General features: G+C 71.3%; 16 protein-coding genes. 1 reads left to right on the top strand and 15 read right to left on the bottom strand.

The genetic code is table 11. The annotated features are described in order from the left end of the window. Positions 1-107: 107 nt before the first annotated feature. The 6 genes from EJ357_RS46005 to EJ357_RS45985 form a co-directional block, all read right to left on the bottom strand. Positions 108-2,540: a SpoIIE family protein phosphatase gene (locus tag EJ357_RS46005; RefSeq protein ID WP_126398598.1), complete on the bottom strand. Its 2,433-nt coding sequence runs from the start codon at positions 2,538-2,540 to the stop codon at positions 108-110. A 125-nt stretch (positions 2,541-2,665) separates the two neighbouring features. Continuing rightward, positions 2,666-3,364 (bottom strand): substrate-binding domain-containing protein, encoded by a 699-nt coding sequence (locus EJ357_RS46000; RefSeq protein WP_228472820.1) that lies wholly within the window; start codon positions 3,362-3,364, stop codon positions 2,666-2,668. A gap of 386 nt (positions 3,365-3,750) precedes the next feature. Next, complete coding sequence (locus tag EJ357_RS48755) at positions 3,751-3,927, bottom strand: hypothetical protein (RefSeq protein ID WP_175647772.1); 177 nt, start codon at positions 3,925-3,927, stop codon at positions 3,751-3,753. A gap of 110 nt (positions 3,928-4,037) precedes the next feature. After that, positions 4,038-4,601, bottom strand: a complete 564-nt coding sequence (locus EJ357_RS45995; RefSeq protein WP_126398596.1) for an MBL fold metallo-hydrolase — start codon at positions 4,599-4,601, stop codon at positions 4,038-4,040. A gap of 52 nt (positions 4,602-4,653) precedes the next feature. After that, positions 4,654-5,439 carry an indole-3-glycerol phosphate synthase TrpC gene (gene trpC, locus EJ357_RS45990; RefSeq protein WP_126398594.1) on the bottom strand — a complete coding sequence of 262 codons (786 nt, stop codon included), beginning with the start codon at positions 5,437-5,439 and terminating at the stop codon, positions 4,654-4,656. Positions 5,440-5,599: 160 nt separating this feature from the next. After that, the gene (locus EJ357_RS45985; RefSeq protein WP_126400925.1) at positions 5,600-6,916 is read right to left on the bottom strand and encodes a ferredoxin reductase family protein; all 1,317 of its coding nucleotides are present in this window, start codon (positions 6,914-6,916) and stop codon (positions 5,600-5,602) included. 233 nt (positions 6,917-7,149) lie between these two features. Here EJ357_RS45985 and EJ357_RS45980 point away from each other — a divergent pair, with 233 nt between their 5' ends. Continuing rightward, positions 7,150-8,583 (top strand): glycoside hydrolase family 43 protein, encoded by a 1,434-nt coding sequence (locus EJ357_RS45980; RefSeq protein WP_126398592.1) that lies wholly within the window; start codon positions 7,150-7,152, stop codon positions 8,581-8,583. 52 nt (positions 8,584-8,635) lie between these two features. Here EJ357_RS45980 and EJ357_RS45975 read toward each other — a convergent pair whose 3' ends face one another. Genes EJ357_RS45975 through EJ357_RS45935 form a run of 9 tightly spaced genes read right to left on the bottom strand, consistent with a single transcriptional unit; the run spans position 8,636 to position 16,539 of the window. Then, positions 8,636-9,358 carry a FadR/GntR family transcriptional regulator gene (locus EJ357_RS45975; RefSeq protein ID WP_126398590.1) on the bottom strand — a complete coding sequence of 241 codons (723 nt, stop codon included), beginning with the start codon at positions 9,356-9,358 and terminating at the stop codon, positions 8,636-8,638. After that, positions 9,349-10,362 carry an aldo/keto reductase gene (locus tag EJ357_RS45970; RefSeq protein ID WP_126398588.1) on the bottom strand — a complete coding sequence of 338 codons (1,014 nt, stop codon included), beginning with the start codon at positions 10,360-10,362 and terminating at the stop codon, positions 9,349-9,351. The genes EJ357_RS45975 and EJ357_RS45970 overlap by 10 nt, the downstream gene beginning before the upstream one ends. 40 nt (positions 10,363-10,402) lie before the next feature. Further along, positions 10,403-11,440 (bottom strand): sugar kinase, encoded by a 1,038-nt coding sequence (locus EJ357_RS45965; RefSeq protein WP_126398586.1) that lies wholly within the window; start codon positions 11,438-11,440, stop codon positions 10,403-10,405. Beyond that, a complete protein-coding gene (locus tag EJ357_RS45960) occupies positions 11,437-12,069 on the bottom strand; it encodes a bifunctional 4-hydroxy-2-oxoglutarate aldolase/2-dehydro-3-deoxy-phosphogluconate aldolase (protein ID WP_126398584.1) in 633 nt (210 codons plus the stop codon). Before EJ357_RS45960 ends, EJ357_RS45965 begins: the two co-directional genes overlap by 4 nt. After that, positions 12,066-12,827 (bottom strand): SDR family oxidoreductase, encoded by a 762-nt coding sequence (locus tag EJ357_RS45955; protein ID WP_126398582.1) that lies wholly within the window; start codon positions 12,825-12,827, stop codon positions 12,066-12,068. The genes EJ357_RS45960 and EJ357_RS45955 overlap by 4 nt, the downstream gene beginning before the upstream one ends. After that, entirely contained in the window at positions 12,824-13,867 is a 1,044-nt protein-coding gene (locus EJ357_RS45950) for a zinc-dependent alcohol dehydrogenase (protein WP_126398580.1), read from the bottom strand. The genes EJ357_RS45955 and EJ357_RS45950 overlap by 4 nt, the downstream gene beginning before the upstream one ends. Continuing rightward, positions 13,864-14,301, bottom strand: coding sequence for an RbsD/FucU domain-containing protein (locus EJ357_RS45945; protein ID WP_126398578.1), 438 nt, complete (start codon positions 14,299-14,301; stop codon positions 13,864-13,866). The genes EJ357_RS45950 and EJ357_RS45945 overlap by 4 nt, the downstream gene beginning before the upstream one ends. Continuing rightward, complete coding sequence (locus EJ357_RS45940; RefSeq protein WP_126398576.1) at positions 14,292-15,212, bottom strand: amidohydrolase family protein; 921 nt, start codon at positions 15,210-15,212, stop codon at positions 14,292-14,294. Before EJ357_RS45940 ends, EJ357_RS45945 begins: the two co-directional genes overlap by 10 nt. Continuing rightward, complete coding sequence (locus EJ357_RS45935) at positions 15,205-16,539, bottom strand: L-fuconate dehydratase (RefSeq protein WP_126398574.1); 1,335 nt, start codon at positions 16,537-16,539, stop codon at positions 15,205-15,207. Before EJ357_RS45935 ends, EJ357_RS45940 begins: the two co-directional genes overlap by 8 nt. Between the last annotated feature and the right edge of the window lie 56 nt (positions 16,540-16,595).

The following is a 16,595-nucleotide window of genomic DNA, read 5'->3' as shown; positions in this document are numbered from 1 at the left end:
GACTCCCGCCCCGCGCAGGCAACTTCTCATCGCGTGGCGATGCCCGCATTCAGTCTTCTGCGGCCCGTAACCTTGCGGCGCGGTCCCCGCGACCTACCTCTCCTCTGTCAGTGAGGCAGAGACTGTTCGGCCCAGATCGTCTTGCCGGTGGCGGTGTGGCGGCTGCCCCAGCGCTCGGACACCTGCGCGACGAGCAGCAGTCCGCGTCCGCCCTCGTCGAAGACCCGGGCCCGCCGCAGGTGCGGGGCGGTGCTGCTGCCGTCGGAGACTTCACAGATGAGCACGTCGGCGCGGATGAGCCGCAGGTCGATGGGGGCGCTGCCGTAGCGGATGGCGTTGGTGACCAGCTCGCTGACGATCAGCTCGGTGGCGAACTCCAGCTCGGCCAGCCCCCAGGCCGCCAGCTGTTCGCTCGCCATCCGGCGGGCCCCGGCGACGGTCGCGGGATCCACGGGCAGTCGCCAGACACGGACCTGGTGCGCACCGAGACCGGAGGTGCGCGCCAGCAGCAGGACGATGTCGTCGGCCGGCGGGTCGGGCCGTACCTTGCGCATGACCTCGTCGCAGGTTTCCTCCAGTCCCGCGGCAGAGCAGCGCAGCGCTTCGGTCAGCAGCTCCAGTCCGACGTCGATGTCCCGGCCGGGCGCCTCGATCAGACCGTCGGTGTAAAGGGCGAGCAGGCTGCCCTCGCCCACCTCGAATCGAGCTGCCTCGAAGGGCAGTCCGCCCAGGCCCAGCGGTGGCCCGGCGGGCAGGTCCAGAACTCGTACGGTGCCGTCGGGGGCGACCAGTACGGGTGGAGGGTGCCCGGCGCGGGCCATGTCGCAGTGGCCGGCGACAGGGTCGTAGACGGCGTAGAGGCAGGTCGCCCCCACCTCTCCCGAGGCCCCTTCCGGCTGGCCCCGGGTGTCCGGGCCTTCCTCCCGGTCGAGCCGGATGACCAGGTCGTCCAGCCGGGTGAGCAGCTCGTCGGGCGTGAAGTCGGCGTCGGCGAGGGTCCGTACCGCGGTGCGCAGGCGGCCCATCGTGGCCGAGGCGTGCACGCCGTGGCCGACCACGTCGCCCACCACCAGCGCGACCCGTCCCCCGGACAGCGCGATGACGTCGAACCAGTCTCCGCAGATCTCGTCCCCCGCACCGGCGGGAAGGTACCGGTAGGCAAGGTCCACCGCCTGCGCTCGTGGCAGCCGCTCGGGCAGCAGACTGCGCTGGAGAGTGATCGCGGTCCGGCGTTCGCGGGTGTAGCGGCGCGCGTTGTCGATACTCACCGCGGCCCTGGCGGCGATCTCCTCGGCCAGAACCAGATCGTCCTCGCCGAAGGGGTCCGCCGTACGGTGCCGCAGCAGGTGCATCACGCCCAGGGTGACCCCCCGGGCTCGCAGCGGCACCATCATCACCGAGTGGATCCTGAACCGTCGCATGCTCTCGGCACGGGCCGGGGAGGCCGTCGCCCACCCGCGCAGCTCCGGGTCGCCGGCACGGTAGTGGGCACCCTGGCCGGTGCTCAGCGCCCGGGCAGGCGGTGAGCCGGGAGGGTAGGCGTCGAGGTCGCCCGCCCGCACCACGGATTCCGGGCAACCCGCGAGCACCGACCGTTGCGCGATCCGACGGCATTGCACTTCTGTGTCGGGCGGGATCGGCTGCGGCTCGTGTCCCTGGACGACCGACTCCAGCAGGTCGACGGTGACGAAGTCGGCGAAGCCGGCCACCGCGACCTCGGCCAGTTCCTCGGTTGTCCGGGTCACGTCCAGGGAGCTGCCGATGCGCGTGCTGGCCTCGTTGAGCACCGCGAGGCGGCGGCGGGCCCAGTACTGCTCGGTGATGTCGATCACCACGGCCGACAGTCCCAGCACCGCGCCCGCCCGGTCCTTCAGCGGTGACAGATAGACCGACCACGCGTGATCGCGGACCTCCCCGGACGCCCGAAAAGGCTGCTCCTCGCGGAAGACCATCTCACCGGTGCGCACCACCTGCCGCTGGAGGCGGTCGATCTCGTCCAGCGGGGGGACAGGATAGATCTCCCACAGCGTCAGACCCCTCATCTCCTCCTGCGTGAGCCCCATGGCACGGCTCATCACCTGGTTGCAGGCCACGAACCGAGCCTCATGGTCGTATACCGCCACGGGCAACGGCAGCTGCGCGAGCGTGAGGTCCCACAGCTCCGCAGTCCCCGCATCGGCCGGCGCGGCGGGGTATGTCCTCGCCGCCGGGCTTACGACCCAATGGGTCCCACCGCCCCCGTCCGCCAGCGGAATGCCCCGAAGCTGCAGCTTGACGTGGTCTCCGTCCCGTTTCCGCAGCGCCACGTCGCTCGTCCACGGCTCCCGCGCGGCCAAGTGGCGCCGCAACGCGATGGGGAGCTTCGCGGCCAGAAGGTAAGCGGCCGGCCGGCCGATCACCTCGTCGGCCTCGTACCCGAGCAGGCGCCCCGCCCCGGCGCCCCACGCCATGACGGCTCCGCGGGTGTCGATGACGACGGCGAAGTCCTCAGGTGGTCCCGCACCCCTCGCTGCCGCGGTGGTGTCGGGCTCGTTGTCCATGGCGGTACCACGACCTAGTTCTCGCAGCCACACAGCACAGCACTGCGTCGCCCCTCACGGGCGCTGCCTCCAGCATCCCGCCACCGCACACCCCCCTCAACCGGCCGCGTTCCGGAATCGTGCGGTCACGGTGTGCCGCTCCTCCGTCGCACCGCCCCCCGTGTGGACCGTCGAGGAAGCAGCACCGGTTGCACGAGCCGGTGCCGGTCCACGCCGCTGCGGGCGTTGATGACGGCGATCAGCAGGTCGACCGCCGTGTCGCCCACCAGGTCCGGGCGGAGGCTGAGCGTGGTGACGGGCGGGGTGGCCGCCGCGTAATCCGGATCCTCGCTGACGCATGCCACCAGCAGGTCCTGCGGTACGCGGAGCCGGTGGCAGCGAGCGGCGGCGAGGATGTTGTGACCGGAGTCGGAGTAGACGCCGACGACGGCGTCCGGTCGTCGCTCGTGGTCGAGCAGCCGGCTGACCGCGTCCTGTTCGGCCGTGAAGGGGTCGGGCAGCGGGGCGTACTCCTCCACGAGGGCGGGCATGCCGTGTTCGTCGCACCAGGCCCGGTAGGCCTGCGCGATCAGGCGCGGGTACGCGTCGTCGTGCAGGGGCAGCGAGGGCCCGATCCGGCGGGCGCCGGACTCCGCGACGTGACCGAGGAGCAGGCGCAGACCGGCTTCGTGGTCGGTGTCCACCCACGCGTCGCTCCAGTGCGGCTGGGGTGGCCGGCCCTCGCTGACCATCGGTATGCCACGCTCCCGCAGGAGGGAACGCACCGGGTCCTGCGCGCGCGGATCGACGTGGATGACGCCGTCCATCGGCGTGTTGAGCCACATCCACGGTGACGTTGCAGTGGGCGATGCCCTCCTCGTTCACGAACGACGCGCTGCGCCCCTTCATCGGGCCGGAGCGATACGAGCGCCTGTACGCGGCTCGCAGCCTGGCCAAGGCGGGGGCCCTGCTGGCCGGTGGCTCGGACTGGCCGGTGGACCCACTGGCTCCTTCACCCAGATCGCCACCGCGATAGACCGCAGCAACCCGGAGCAGAACCAGCCGCCGCTCAACGCCCGCGAAGGGCTGACCCGGTCCCAGTCGCTGGTCATGCACACCGCGGGCGCGGCGTACCAGTTGCACGACGGGGTTGCTTCTGCCAAGGGCACTGACCCCACGCAGAGCGACGCGCCCCGGCCCCCACACGAGGGGTCGGGGCGCGTTCGGCCGTTCAACGGTCGGCCCACGGCGCCTTCGTGGACGATCCGCCGTGGCTGCTGCCGCGGCACGGTGGCGTCCGTTCGCCGTGGACGATTCGGATCATCGCCGCCGCTCTGGTGGTCGGCAGCAGGAGCGTGCCGACCGCCGCCGAAGCCATGGCCAGGAACCGAGCCCGGCTGATTCTCATGTGCGCCCGCCTCCCCCTTCACCCCCGGGGCCGGTATCAGTGTGGGAAGCGGGAGGGCGGGACGGAATCGGCCGATGGTTCATGGCTGGGCGACGAAGGTAGGCGGCCGCCTAGACGGGCGTCGACTCCGACGGCACGAACGGTGCGCCGTGGCCCGGCACGATCAGCGCCGGGCCGAGAGCGAGGACCTTCTCCCTGGCCGCCCGCAGCTGCTCGCGGTCGGGCGCGAAGGGGTCGTCGGCCGGCCCCTCGGCGGTCCACCACAGGTGGGTCAGGACCACCAGGCCCTCGTCGGCCATGACCAGGGTGCTGACGTCCTCGACGGTGTGGCCGGGGGTCGTCATGAGAGTGATCGACGGCGACACCTGGTATCCGTCGGCGGCACGGTCCTCCCAGATGTCGTTCTGGTAGATCGCCATGTGGTCGTGGAAGCGGGCCTCGGGGAACAGGGCCGCGTTCAGCGTGTGGTCCGGATGGTGGTGACTGAAGATCACGTCGGTCACGTCTTCCGGGTTCAGCTCGTGGTGCGCGAGCGGGTCCAGGATGAGCCGGCGGTCCGCGACCATGCCGGGATCGACAATCACGACCTTCTCCCCGTCGACGAGCAGGGTGACGGTGCCGGCCACCCGCTCGTCGGCGTAGCCGGTGGTCAGGACGTGGAAGGCAGCGGTCATGGAGGGCTCCTCGGGGAAGGTGTCGGGTTGGGTGCGGGGGTGCCGTTCGGCGTTACGCCCCGGCCGCCTCGATGAAGTCGCGCACGGCGGTGCTCGGGTCGCCGGAGCGGACCAGTGCCTCACCGACCAGCACCACGTCGGCTCCCCAACCGCGGTACTCCGCCACGTCCTTGGGGCCCGTCACGCCGGACTCGGCGACCTTTACGGTGCCTTCCGGGATGGCCGGCGCGAGCTCGGCGAACACCTTGCGGTCCACGTCCAGCGTCGTCAGGTCCCGCGCATTGATGCCCAGCAGCTCGGCTCCCGCGGCGACGGCGCGGCGCACCTCGTCGGCCGTGTGGGCCTCCACGAGCGGTGTGAGACCCAACTCCTTGCACAGTGCCATCAGGTCGGCGAGCTGGGCGTCGTCCAGCGACACGACCATGAGAAGCGCAAGGTCGGCGCCGTGCGCACGGGCCTCCCACAGCTGATAGGGGTCGACGATGAAATCCTTGCGCAGGACGGGCACGTCGACCCGGGCGCGTACGGCGTCCAGATCCGCGAGCGAACCGCCGAACCGCCTGCTCTCGGTGAGCACGCTGATCGCGGCGGCACCGCCGGCCGCGTACTGGGCCGCCAGGGACGCGGGGTCGGGGATGTCCGCCAGCGCTCCCTTGCTGGGGCTCTTGCGCTTCACCTCGGCGATGACGGACACCCCGGGCGCCCGGAAACCGGGCAGCGGGTCGAGCGCGGGTGCCGCGTCCGCCGCCCGGGAGCGCAGCTCCGCCAGAGGTGTCGCACGCTTACGCTCTTCCAAGTCCTCGCGAACTCCCGCGAGAATTCCGTCGAGAACGCTCATCGGCCTCTCCTTTGTCGAATCGTCTGCCGCCGCGGACGTCCCCCGGCTGGAGTGAGGCCGTGCCGTGCATCACCCACGTCCGAGTCCTGCTCGACGAAGGTTATTCGGATCGATCATGGCTTGCGTACCGGCCGGCCACGCGGCGCGGAAGCCGGACTTCTCAGACCAGGCCGAACCGCTCGGCGTGTACCTGCCGGTGCGGGAGCTTCAGGCCGCGCAGCGCGGTGAGCACGGCCGAGGTCATCGCGGGCGGGCCGCAGACGTAGACGTCCCGTTCGGCTACGTCGGGAACCAGGGCGCGGAGACCGTCCGGCTCGAACGGCGTGCTCCCCTCCCCCGTGCGGCCGGTCAGCAGGTGCAGCTCGCCACCGCGGTCCTCGACCAGGGCCTGTACCTCGTCGACGAGCACGGCGTCGGCCTCACTGCGCACCCGGGAGAGCACGACGACGTCGCCGGCCGCCTCCTCCTCCAGCAGGGCCCGCACCGGCGTGATCCCCACACCTCCGGCGATCAGGAGTGCGCCGGGCCGCGTCCGATGCAACGAGGTGAACGCGCCGTACGGCCCCTCGACGAACGCGCGGCTCCCGACCGGGATGTGTCGCAGGCCGGCGCTGGCGGTGCCGACCGCCTTGGCGGTGAGGCGCAACGTGCGTCCGTCGGGTGCCGCCGACAGCGAGAACGGATTCGCCAGCCACCAGTGGTGGTGTCCGGGGAACCGCCAGATGCAGAACTGGCCGGCCCGGGCCGGCAGCCTGTCGAGGTGGCGGCCGGTGACGTGTACCGACACCACGTCGTCCGACTCCGGTATCACCGCGGTGACTTGGAACCGGTGGTAGGCGTTGCGCCACAGAGGCATGACGATCCGGCCCGTGACCAGGGCACCGAACGCGAACAGCCACAGGGCCCACCAGTAGATCTTCGCGAACGCGGACGACGTGAAGGTCGTGGTCTCCTGCAACTGGTGGACGAACGCAAGCCCCAACGCCACGTACAGCAGCAGGTGCAGGCCGTGCCAGGTCTCGTACCGCAGCCGCCGCCTGACCTTTCGGGCGGAGACCGAGGCGACCACGACGACGATCGCCGCTGCCAGCATCCCGAGCAGCGAAGCCGGCACTCCGGCCAGCGCGAAGAACGTCTTCAGCATCGACGCGTCATCGAGCCTGGCGAAACCCAGCACCACCAGTACGGCGTGGGTGAGGAGGGTCCACAACAGGGTGAAGCCGACCCAGCGGTGCCACACCGTCAGCCGGTCCATTCCGATACGGCGGTCGAGCCACGGCAGCCTGGCCACCAGCAGCAGTTGGAACAGCATCAGCACGGCGGCGTGCAGGCCGAAGAACTTGGCGACCGTGAGCACCCCGTTCTGACCGGTCCCGGCGTTGAGGAACAGGACCTCGACGATCGCCAAGTTGGCGATGACAAAGGTCCACAGCGCCCATCGCGCCGCAACGACCGGAGGGACGGTGCGCCGGCGCACCGGCACCTGTGAACTCGTGGCTTCCACCGCTCCCCCTCATGTCCGACCTGACGCCCGGCCCGGCGGCCGTAGGCCAGTACGTTGAGTGATTAAGGCCTTAACCACAAGCCGGTTGCCGGAAGTATTGACGCCTCTCGCTGCCCCCGCTTAACGTCTGCCCGAACTTACGAACACCGTTCGACTAGTCGAACATGCTAGAGCCGCAGAGCGTTCGCAGAACGACAGGAGTTGCCATGTCCGCGCTTCGTGCCCGGCTGTCGGCGATATTGATCGCCACATGCCTCCTCTTCACGGGCCAAGCCCTGACCACAGCACAGCGGGCCGTCGCCGCCGACCCGGGCTACCTGATGGTGCACTTCACCGGAGAGGGGGCGACCAACCAGCAGATGTACCTCTCGCACAGCACGGACGGTCTGCACTGGAACGACCTCAACGGCGGCGGCATGGTCCTGCGCTCCACGGTCGGTACGAAGGGCGTGCGCGACCCCGCACTCGTGAGATCCCCCGACGGCAGCAAGTACTGGATCATCGCGACCGACCTGTGCATCAGCTGCGGACAGGACTGGAACGCCGCCATCAACAACGGCAGCCGCAACTTGGTGGTGTGGGAGTCGAAGGACCTGGTCACCTGGTCGCAGCCGTGGCTGATCAACGTCGCCGGCGCGATCCCCGACGGCCGCAACGCCTGGGCACCCGAGGCTATCTGGAACCCCGAAACCAACGACTACGTCCTGTACTGGGCGACAAACGTGCCCCTCAACGGCAAGACGAAGCACCGCATCTACTACGCCCACACCAGCGACTTCCGCACCATCACCTCCCCGCAGACCTACATCGAGCGACCCGGCACGCAGGAGATCATCGACACCCAGATCATCGAGACGCCGGCCGGAGTGGGCAACTACCGCTACGTGCGGGCCTCCGGTGACGGCCAGATCACCCTCGAGGGCAGCAACTCAATCCTCGGGACCTGGACCCGGCTCGGCGACCTCTCCAGCATCGGCCTGACCGGGTCGATGGTCGAGGGCCCGATGTGGATGAAGTTCAACGGCACGAACAAGTGGGGGCTCTACCTCGACCAGTACGCCAGCAACGGCGGTTACATGCCGGTCGTGACGACCGACCCGTCCAATCCCGCCGCCTACCAGAAGCAGGCATCGGGAAGCTACAACATGGGCGGCACCAAGAAGCGCCACGGCTGGATCCTGAACTTGACGGCCGCCGAGGAGAGCCGTGTGCTCGCCCGCTGGCCCAACACCGCGGTCAACCGGATCCAGTCGTTCAACTTCCAGGACCGGTACGTACGGCACGCCAACATGGACGTGCGCATCGACCCGAACGTCAGCCCCGCCGACGACTCCCGCTTCCGGCTGAGGCCCGGCCTCGCGGGCTCCGGCACCGTCTCCTTCGAGTCGGTCAACTTCCCCGGGTACTTCCTGCGGCACTCCAACTACGACTTCCAGTTGGTCTACAACGACGGCACCCCCCAGTTCGCCGCGGACGCCACCTTCCGCCAGGTCGCCGGGCTCGCCGACTCGAACTGGTCGTCCTTCCAGTCGTACAACCACCCCGACCGCTACATCCGCCACTACGCGTACCAACTCCGCCTCGACCCGATCACCACCGCGACGGGACGCGGCGACGCCACCTTCCGCGTGACGAGCTGACCCGACCTCGATCACCTGTGGCGTGGGAAGCAGTACGGGCAACGCCCGCCCGTCACTCCCCCGCTGTCGTCCCGAAGGGGCGGGGTTCGCCCGAGCGCAGGTGCTCCCTCAGCCACTGCTCGGTGTTGCTCACGTGCAGCAGTGCCGCGGCCTGGCTGAGGGCTGCGTCACGGGTGGACAGGGCGTTGAAGATCGCCTCGTGCTCGGCCAGGGTGCGGCCCCCGGCCTTGTCGTCGACCAGACCGCGCCAGATGCGGGCGCGCAGGGTGCGGCCGGAGATCCCTTCCAGGAGGGTGAGGAGGGTCTCGTTGCCGGTGGCCGAGACAACGGCGCGGTGGAAGGCGGCGTCGTGGGCGTTGAGCGCTTCGACGTCGTCGCGGGCCTCGCGCATGGCGTCCAGGTGCCGCTTCACCTCGGCCAGCTGCTCATCGGAGATCCGCGTGGCGGCAAGGGCCGTGGCCATCGGTTCGAGGAGCCGCCGTACCTCCATGAGGTCCTGCAGGGCGACCGAGTCGCCCTGCAGCAGCTCCACCGCACCGCCGAGCCCCTCCAGCAGCAAGCTCGGCTGGAGGCTGGTCACATAGGTGCCGTCGCCGCGCCTGACCTCCAGGACGCGCGCCACGGCCAGTGCCTTGACCGCTTCGCGGGCGAGGTTGCGGGACAGGCCCAGTTGCGCGGCCAGGTCCGGCTCCGGAGGGAGCTTCGAGCCCGGCGGCAGGGCACCGGTCCGGATCAGCTCACGGATCTGCTCGATCGCCTTGTCCGTCAGAGACACCGCGCATCCCTCCCCCCACCGTGCCCCGCGAGCACGTCCGACCTGATCAGCCCCTGCGCGCGCAGATCGTCCCAGAGGGCGTCCGGGACGCGCTGATCATGGAGTTCCACGTTTCGTCCGACCTGTTCCGGAGTCCGCATGCCGAGGGTGACGTTGATGATACTGGGGTGGGTGTGCGGGAAGGCGATCGCGGCGGCGGGCAGGGTGGTCCCGTGTGCCGCGCAGGCCTCGGCGATCGCCCGGGCACGGACGACCAGCGCCGGCGGGGCGTCCTGGTAGTCGTACTTCATGCCCTCGGTGGGCCGGTCACGGGAGAGCAGTCCCGAGTTGAAGACTCCCACCGCCACCACGCTCTTGCCGAGGTCCCGCGCGGCGGGCAGGACGTCGTCCAGCGCCGACTGGTCCAGGAGCGTGTACCGGCCGGCCAGCATCACCACGTCGGCGGCCGTCTCGCGCAGGAAGCGGGCGAGCATCGCCGACTGGTTCATGCTGGCGCCGATGGCACCGATCACGCCCTGGTCGCGCAACTCCGCGAGCGTGGGCATGGCCTCCTCGGCCGCCTGCCGCCAGTGGTCGTCCGGATCGTGCAGGTAGACGATGTCGAGGCGGTCCAGGCCGGTGCGCTCCAGTGTGTCCTCGATGGAGCGCAGGACGCCGTCGCGGCTGAAGTCCCACTGCCGGCGCAGGTCGTCCCGTACGACGAAGCCCTCGGTGTCGACGCCACGCGGCTCCTCGTTGGGCACCAACAGCCTGCCCACCTTGGAGGAGATGACGTACTCGTCACGCGGGCGGCCTCGCAGCGCGGCGCCCAGGCGGCGCTCGGAGAGTCCGAGACCGTAGTGCGGCGCGGTGTCGAAGTACCGCAGGCCGGCCTCCCAGGCCACGTCGACGGCGGCGGTCGCGTCGTCGACCGGTGTGACGCGGTAGAGGTTGCCGATCACGGACGCCCCGAAGCCGAGCTCGGTGAGTGCGACGGACGTGTTCTGGATCTTCCGGTGGTGCAAGTCGTGCTCCTGGGACTGGGATACGGGCGAGGGGGCGCCGTCAACGTCTGACGTGGGGTGACCCACCCGCGATGAGCGCCTCGACCTCGGCGAGCGAGGCCATGGAGACGTCTCCGGGCGTGGTCATGGTCAGCGCGCCGTGGGCGGTGCCGTAGGCCAGGGCGCGCTCCAGGCCGGTGCCGCCCAGCAGTCCGTGGATGAGGCCGGCGGCGAAGGCGTCGCCGGAGCCGATGCGGTCCAGGACCTGCAGGCCGGGCATCCGAGGGCCGGTGACGAAGCCGGTTTCGGCGGACCAGGCGGCCGAGGACCAGTCGTTGACGCCGGCCGAGGGCACCTCGCGCAGGGTCGTCGCCAGCACCTTCGCCTCGGGCAGCAGACCGGCCACCTCGGCGAGCGCGTCCGCCACCTCGTCGGCCCCGACGCGCGCCTGTCCCGGGTACGCCCCGGCCAGGCCCAGGGCGCCCACCACGACGTCGGCGTGCCGGGCGAGGCGCAGGTCGACCTCGCGGGCCCGGTCGGCGCCGCCTCGGCCGGCCCAGAGGCTGGGGCGGTGGTTGGGGTCGTAGGAGACGGTGACATCGTGGCATCGGGCCGCGGCCATGGCCTCGTCGGCGACGTCCACCGTGGTGTCGGACAAGCCCGCGAAGATGCCGCCGGTGTGGAACCAGCGCACCCCGGCCGAGAACACCGCGTCCCAGTCCACGTCGCCCTTCCGCAGCTGGGAGACGGCGGTGTGGGCGCGGTCGCTGACGCCGAGCGCGCCGCGGACCCCGAAGCCGCGCTCGACGAAGTTCAGGCCGTTGCGGGCGGTGCGGCCGATGCCGTCGTCGGGCACCCAGCGGATCAGCGAGGTGTCGACGCCGCCCTGGAGCATCAGGTCCTCGACGAGCCGGCCCACCGCGTTGTCGGCGAGCGCGGTCACGACGGCCGTGCGCAGGCCGAAGCAGCGCCGCAGTCCGCGTACGACGTTGTACTCGCCACCGCCCTCCCAGACCTGGAAGGAGCGGGCGGTGCGGATCCGTCCCTCGCCCGGGTCGAAGCGCAGCATCACCTCGCCGAGGGCCACCACGTCGATCACGTCGTGCTCCTGTCCACCGCGTCGGCCGTCAGTCGGCGGATCTCCTCGTAGTCGCCCCGCCGAAGGTGGTCCGCGGTGGCCATCCAACTGCCGCCGACAGCGAGGACCGCCGGGTGCGCGAGGTAGGCGGCCAGCCGGGAAGCTCCGATCCCGCCGGTCGGCACGAAGCGCGTCCGGGGGAAGGGAGCCGTGAGCGCTCGCAGCGTCCGTACTCCGCCGAGCGGCTCGGCGGGGAAGAGCTTGACGGTGTCGAGGCCCGCCTTCAGGGCGCGCATCAGCTCGGTGGCGGTGGCGATGCCGGGCACCACGGGCACCCCCAGCTCGTGGCACTTGGCGACCACGTCCTCGTCGAAGCCGGGCGAGACCACGAAGCGCGCCCCGGCCGCCACGGCCCGCTCCACCTGCTCGGGCGTCAGGACCGTGCCGGCGCCGACGGTGAGCCCGCCATGGGCGGCCATCGCCTTGAGTACCTGCTCGGCGCCTGCGGTGCGGAGGGTGACCTCGGCGCACCGGGCGCCGCCCGCCGCGAGTGCGTCGGCCAGCGGGCCGGCGGTCGCGGTGGACGGCACGGTCAGCACCGGCAGGAGACGTGCTCCTGCCAGTACGGTGGCCAGGTCGGTGCCGCTCATCGGCCCAGCCATCCGCCGTCGACGGGCAGGACGACGCCGTGGACGTAGGCGGCGGCGTCCGAGGCGAGGAACACGGTCGCGCCCGCCAGGTCGTCGGCGTCGCCCCAGCGGCCGGCCGGGATCCGGTCCAGGATCGCCTTGCTGCGCACCGGGTCGTCCTGCAGTGCCTGGGTGTTGTCGGTGGCGATGTAGCCGGGGGCGAGGGCGTTGACGTTCACCCCGCGCGGGGCCCACTCGTTGGCCAGCGCCTTGGTCAGGCCGGCGATGCCGTGCTTGGCGGCGGTGTAGCCGGGGACGGTGATGCCGCCCTGGAAGCTGAGCAGCGAGGCGGTGAAGATGACCTTCCCCTGGCCGCGGGCCACCATCGAGGCGCCGACCGCCCGGGTCAGCGCGAACTGCGCGTTGAGGTTGACCTGAAGCACCAACTCCCAGTCCGCATCGTCGTGTTCGGCGGCCGGGGCACGGCGGATCGTGCCGGCGTTGTTGACCAGGATGTCCACCGGGCGCTCCCGCCCGGCGAGGTCCGCGCCCATGGCCCGTACGGCCTCGGGGTCGGCGAAGTCGGTGCGGATCGCCTCGAACGTGCGGCCGGCGGCGAGGACGTCCTTCTCCACCTCGCTGTCGGACTCCTCCAGCGAGGCGCTCACGCCGATGATGTCGGCGCCGGCGCCCGCGAGCGCGCGGGCCATGGCCCGGCCGATGCCGCGCCGGGCTCCGGTGACGACGGCGAGCTTTCCGGTGAGGTCGAAGGCGGTCATACGGCCACTCCCTGGGCGTCGTCGGTGCAGTCCACGAGGATCTTCATCACGTTGCCGCCGCCCTCCAGGGCCTCGAACGCGGCGGGCGCCTGCGCGAGCGGCACCACCTTGCTGATCAGTCGCTCGGCGGGGATCGTGCCGTCCGCCACCAGGGCCACCGCCTTCTCGAAGTCGCCGCGGTCGTACAACCGGGCGCCGATGAGGGTGAGTTCGCGCCAGAAGAAGCGGTGCAGGTTGACCTCGCGGGGGCGGGGGTGGATGGCGACGAGGCACAACCGGCCACGCACCCCGAGGACGTCCACGGCCGTGTCCACGCCGCCCGCCGCGCCGGACACCTCGAAGGCGACGTCCGCGCCCGCCTCCCCGGTCCACTCCCCCACCAGCTCCGGAACGTCGTCGGCGGCCGGGTCCCACGCCGTCAGCCCCAACTCCTCGGCCAGCAGCCGACGGTGGGCGCTCAGCTCCACCACCCGGACCTCGGCGCCCGCGGCCCGCGCGACCAGCGCGATCAGGATGCCGACCGGCCCGCCGCCGACCACCACGACCTTCTCGCCCTCGGCGACCTTCGCCCGGCCCACATCGTGTACGGCCACCGCCGTCGGTTCGACGAGCGCGGCCCGGTCCAGGGCCAGCGACTCCGGCAGCCGGATCAACGTCGAGGCGGGCACCGTCCAGCGCTGCTGCATCGCCCCCGGGGAGTCGATGCCGATGAAGTCCAGGTGCTGGCAGACGTGTTGATGGCCGGCACGGCAGGCCGGGCAGGTGTCGTCCCAGCGCAGCGGCATGACGGTGACCGCGTCTCCGGGCCGCCAGCCCGCCACGCCCGGCCCGACGCTCACGACGCGGCCGGACATCTCGTGCCCCAGGACGGCGGGCGTCTGGACCCGGGCGTCCATGTCGCCGTGGAAGATGTGCAGGTCGGTGCCGCAGATACCGACGTAGGCGGGCGCCAGCTCCACCTCGCCGGGACCCGGCGGGGAGGGCTCGACGGGAGCCGTGTCCAGGGTGCGGGCGGACATGTAACGGGCGGCGAGTGTCATCGTGTCGTCAGGGTCCCTTCAGCGCGGACGCCGATGGTCAGCAGCAGGTTGGCGTAGGTACGGGTGTCGGCGGTGACGATCGCCAGCGCCAGGTCGGGCGAGCGGGCGGCGTCGTAGAACTCGAAGCGGCCGAGCGTGTCGACCGGGACGGGCGCCAGCATCGAGCGGTACTCGGCGATGGCGGGCGGCTCCGGTTCTCCCTCGGGCGGCACCATGACGTGGGCCGACTCGACGGGCAGGGCGCGCAGCAGGACGTCGAGGACGGTGGTGACGTCGAGCAGGCCGGGGGCCAGGTTGAGGTGGACGGTGCGGGCGCGCTCGCCGGTGGCGGTGCTCGCGGGGTAGTGGCCGTCGGCGAGCAGGACGCGGGCGCCGTGGCCGGCTCCGGCGAGGGACTCGAGGACCCCGGGGTGCAGTAGTTCCGTCAGGAGCACGACGCCCCCTCCTTCGTCGGGTCAGTCGGATCAGTCGGATCAGGGGCCAGGCGGTAGAAGGCGGTCGCGGTGCCGGCGAGCACCGCGTGGATCTCGGTACCGGAGCAGTCGTCGAGGAGTTCCTCGACCGTGGCGGCCCAGCGGTTCCAGCCACCCGCGAGGTTGGCGACCGGCCAGTCGGAGCCGAACATCAGCCGGTCGGGGCCGAAGGCGGAGAGCAGGACGTCCCACACGGGGCGGATGTCGTCGACGGTCCACTTCTCGTGGTCCGCCTCGGTGATCAGCCCCGAGACCTTGCAGCGGACCTGGGGATGCGTGGCCAGTGCGCGTACCAGCCGGGTCCAGTCGGTGAGGTCCTGCGCGGCGAGCGGTGGCTTGCCGGCGTGGTCAAGGACGAGCGGCAGCTCGGGGAGCCGTTCCGCGAGACGGACTGCCTGCGGAAGCTGGTGGCTGCGGACCAGCACGTCGTATCCGAGCCCGCGCTCCCCGACCGCCCGCAACCCCCTTTCCACGTCCGGCCGTTGGAGCCAGTGGGGGTCGGACTCGCCCTGCACGACGTGCCGTACGGCGCGCAGGTACCGGCCCGCCTGCCCGGACCGCAGGTCGTCGAGTACGTCGCCGATCGCGGGGGACGTCAGGTCCGCCCAGCCGACCACGGCACCGATCAGCGGGTCGCCGTAGGCCAGGGCGAGGAGGTCGCGGGTCTCGGGCACGGAGGCGACGCACTGGACGACGATCGTGCTCGTCAGTCGCCGTCCGGCGATCGGCCGGGTCGCGGCCGATCGCAGGTCGAGCGAACCGAAGGTGCGGCGGATCGGCTCGTGCGCGGGCTCGTCCAGCCAGGGCTGTGGCCGGACGTCCAGGTCCCAGACGTGGTGGTGGGCGTCGACGAGGCCGTGGGTGTCAGGCACGAGCGGTCCAGACGGGGCCGTCGGGGTAGGCGTACTCCTTGAGGGACTCGGGGTGCATCTGCGCGCTCAGCCCCGGCAGCGTCGGCGCCAGGTAGTGGCCGTCGACGATGCGCACCGGGTCGACGAAGTGCTCGTGCAGGTGGTCGACGTACTCGATGACACGGTCCTCGGTGGTGCCGGAGACGGCGACGTAGTCGAACATCGACAGGTGCTGGACCATCTCGCACAGGCCGACGCCGCCCGCGTGCGGGCAGACCGGGACGCCGAACTTGGCGGCGAGCAGCAGGATCGCGATGTTCTCGTTGACGCCGCCTACCCGCGCGGAGTCGATCTGCACGATGTCCACCGCGCCGGCCTGGAGGAGCTGCTTGAAGACGACCCGGTTGGCGATGTGCTCGCCGGTGGCGACCTTGATGGGGCTGACAGCCCTGCGTACGGCTGCGTGGCCCAGGATGTCGTCGGGTGAGGTGGGCTCCTCGATCCAGTACGGCTGGTAGGGGGCCAGGGCGCTCATCCAGTCGATCGCGGGCTGGACGTCCCATCGCTGGTTGGCGTCCACGGCGATGCGGATGCCGTCGCCGACCGTCTCGCGGGCGGTGCGCATGCGGCGTACGTCGTCCTCCAGGTCCGCACCGACCTTCAGCTTGATCTGGGTGAAGCCGTCGGCGACGGCCTCGCGGGCCAGGCGTGCCAGCTTCTCGTCGGAGTAGCCGAGCCAGCCGGGGGTGGTGGTGTAGGCGGGGTAGCCCTGGTCGAGCAGGCGGCCGATGCGCTGCTCGCGGCCGGGCTCGGCGCGGCGCAGGATCTCCAGGGCCTCCTCGGGGGTGAGGGCGTCGGACAGCCAGCGGAAGTCGACCTGTGCGACCAGTTCCTCCGGCGACATCTCGCCGAGGAAGCGCCACACGGGCTTGCCGGCCCGCTTGGCGGCCAGGTCCCAGGCGGCGTTGACGACCGCGCCGGTGGCCATGTGGATGGCGCCCTTCTCCGGGCCGAGCCAGCGCAGTTGGGGGTCGTGGACGAGGGAGTTGGAGAACGCGCCGAGGTCGGCGCAGACCGCGTCGACCGACAGGCCCACCACGTGCGGGGCGAGGGCCGCGATGGCGGCGGCTTGGACATCGTTGCCGCGGCCGGTGGTGAAGGCCAGGGCGTGGCCCTCCAGTCCGTCGCCGGCGTCGGTGCGCAGGACGACGTAGGCGGCGGAGTAGTCGGGTTCGGGGTTCATCGCGTCCGACCCGTCCAGGTGCTCGGACGTCGGGAAACGCACGTCCAGCACGTCCAGGGCGGTGATGCGGGCGGAAGCCGGGGAATCGGACAGGGCGGATGACATGGCGACAACTCCTGTGAGCGCACGGGGACATGGCCCCGCGATGAGGTGAAGGGAAC

The organism is Streptomyces cyaneochromogenes, from assembly GCF_003963535.1.
Taxonomy (GTDB): Bacteria; Actinomycetota; Actinomycetes; order Streptomycetales; family Streptomycetaceae; genus Streptomyces; species Streptomyces shaanxiensis.
Note: the sequence above shows the minus strand (reverse complement) of the source record. Positions and strands in the feature narration are given on the sequence as shown.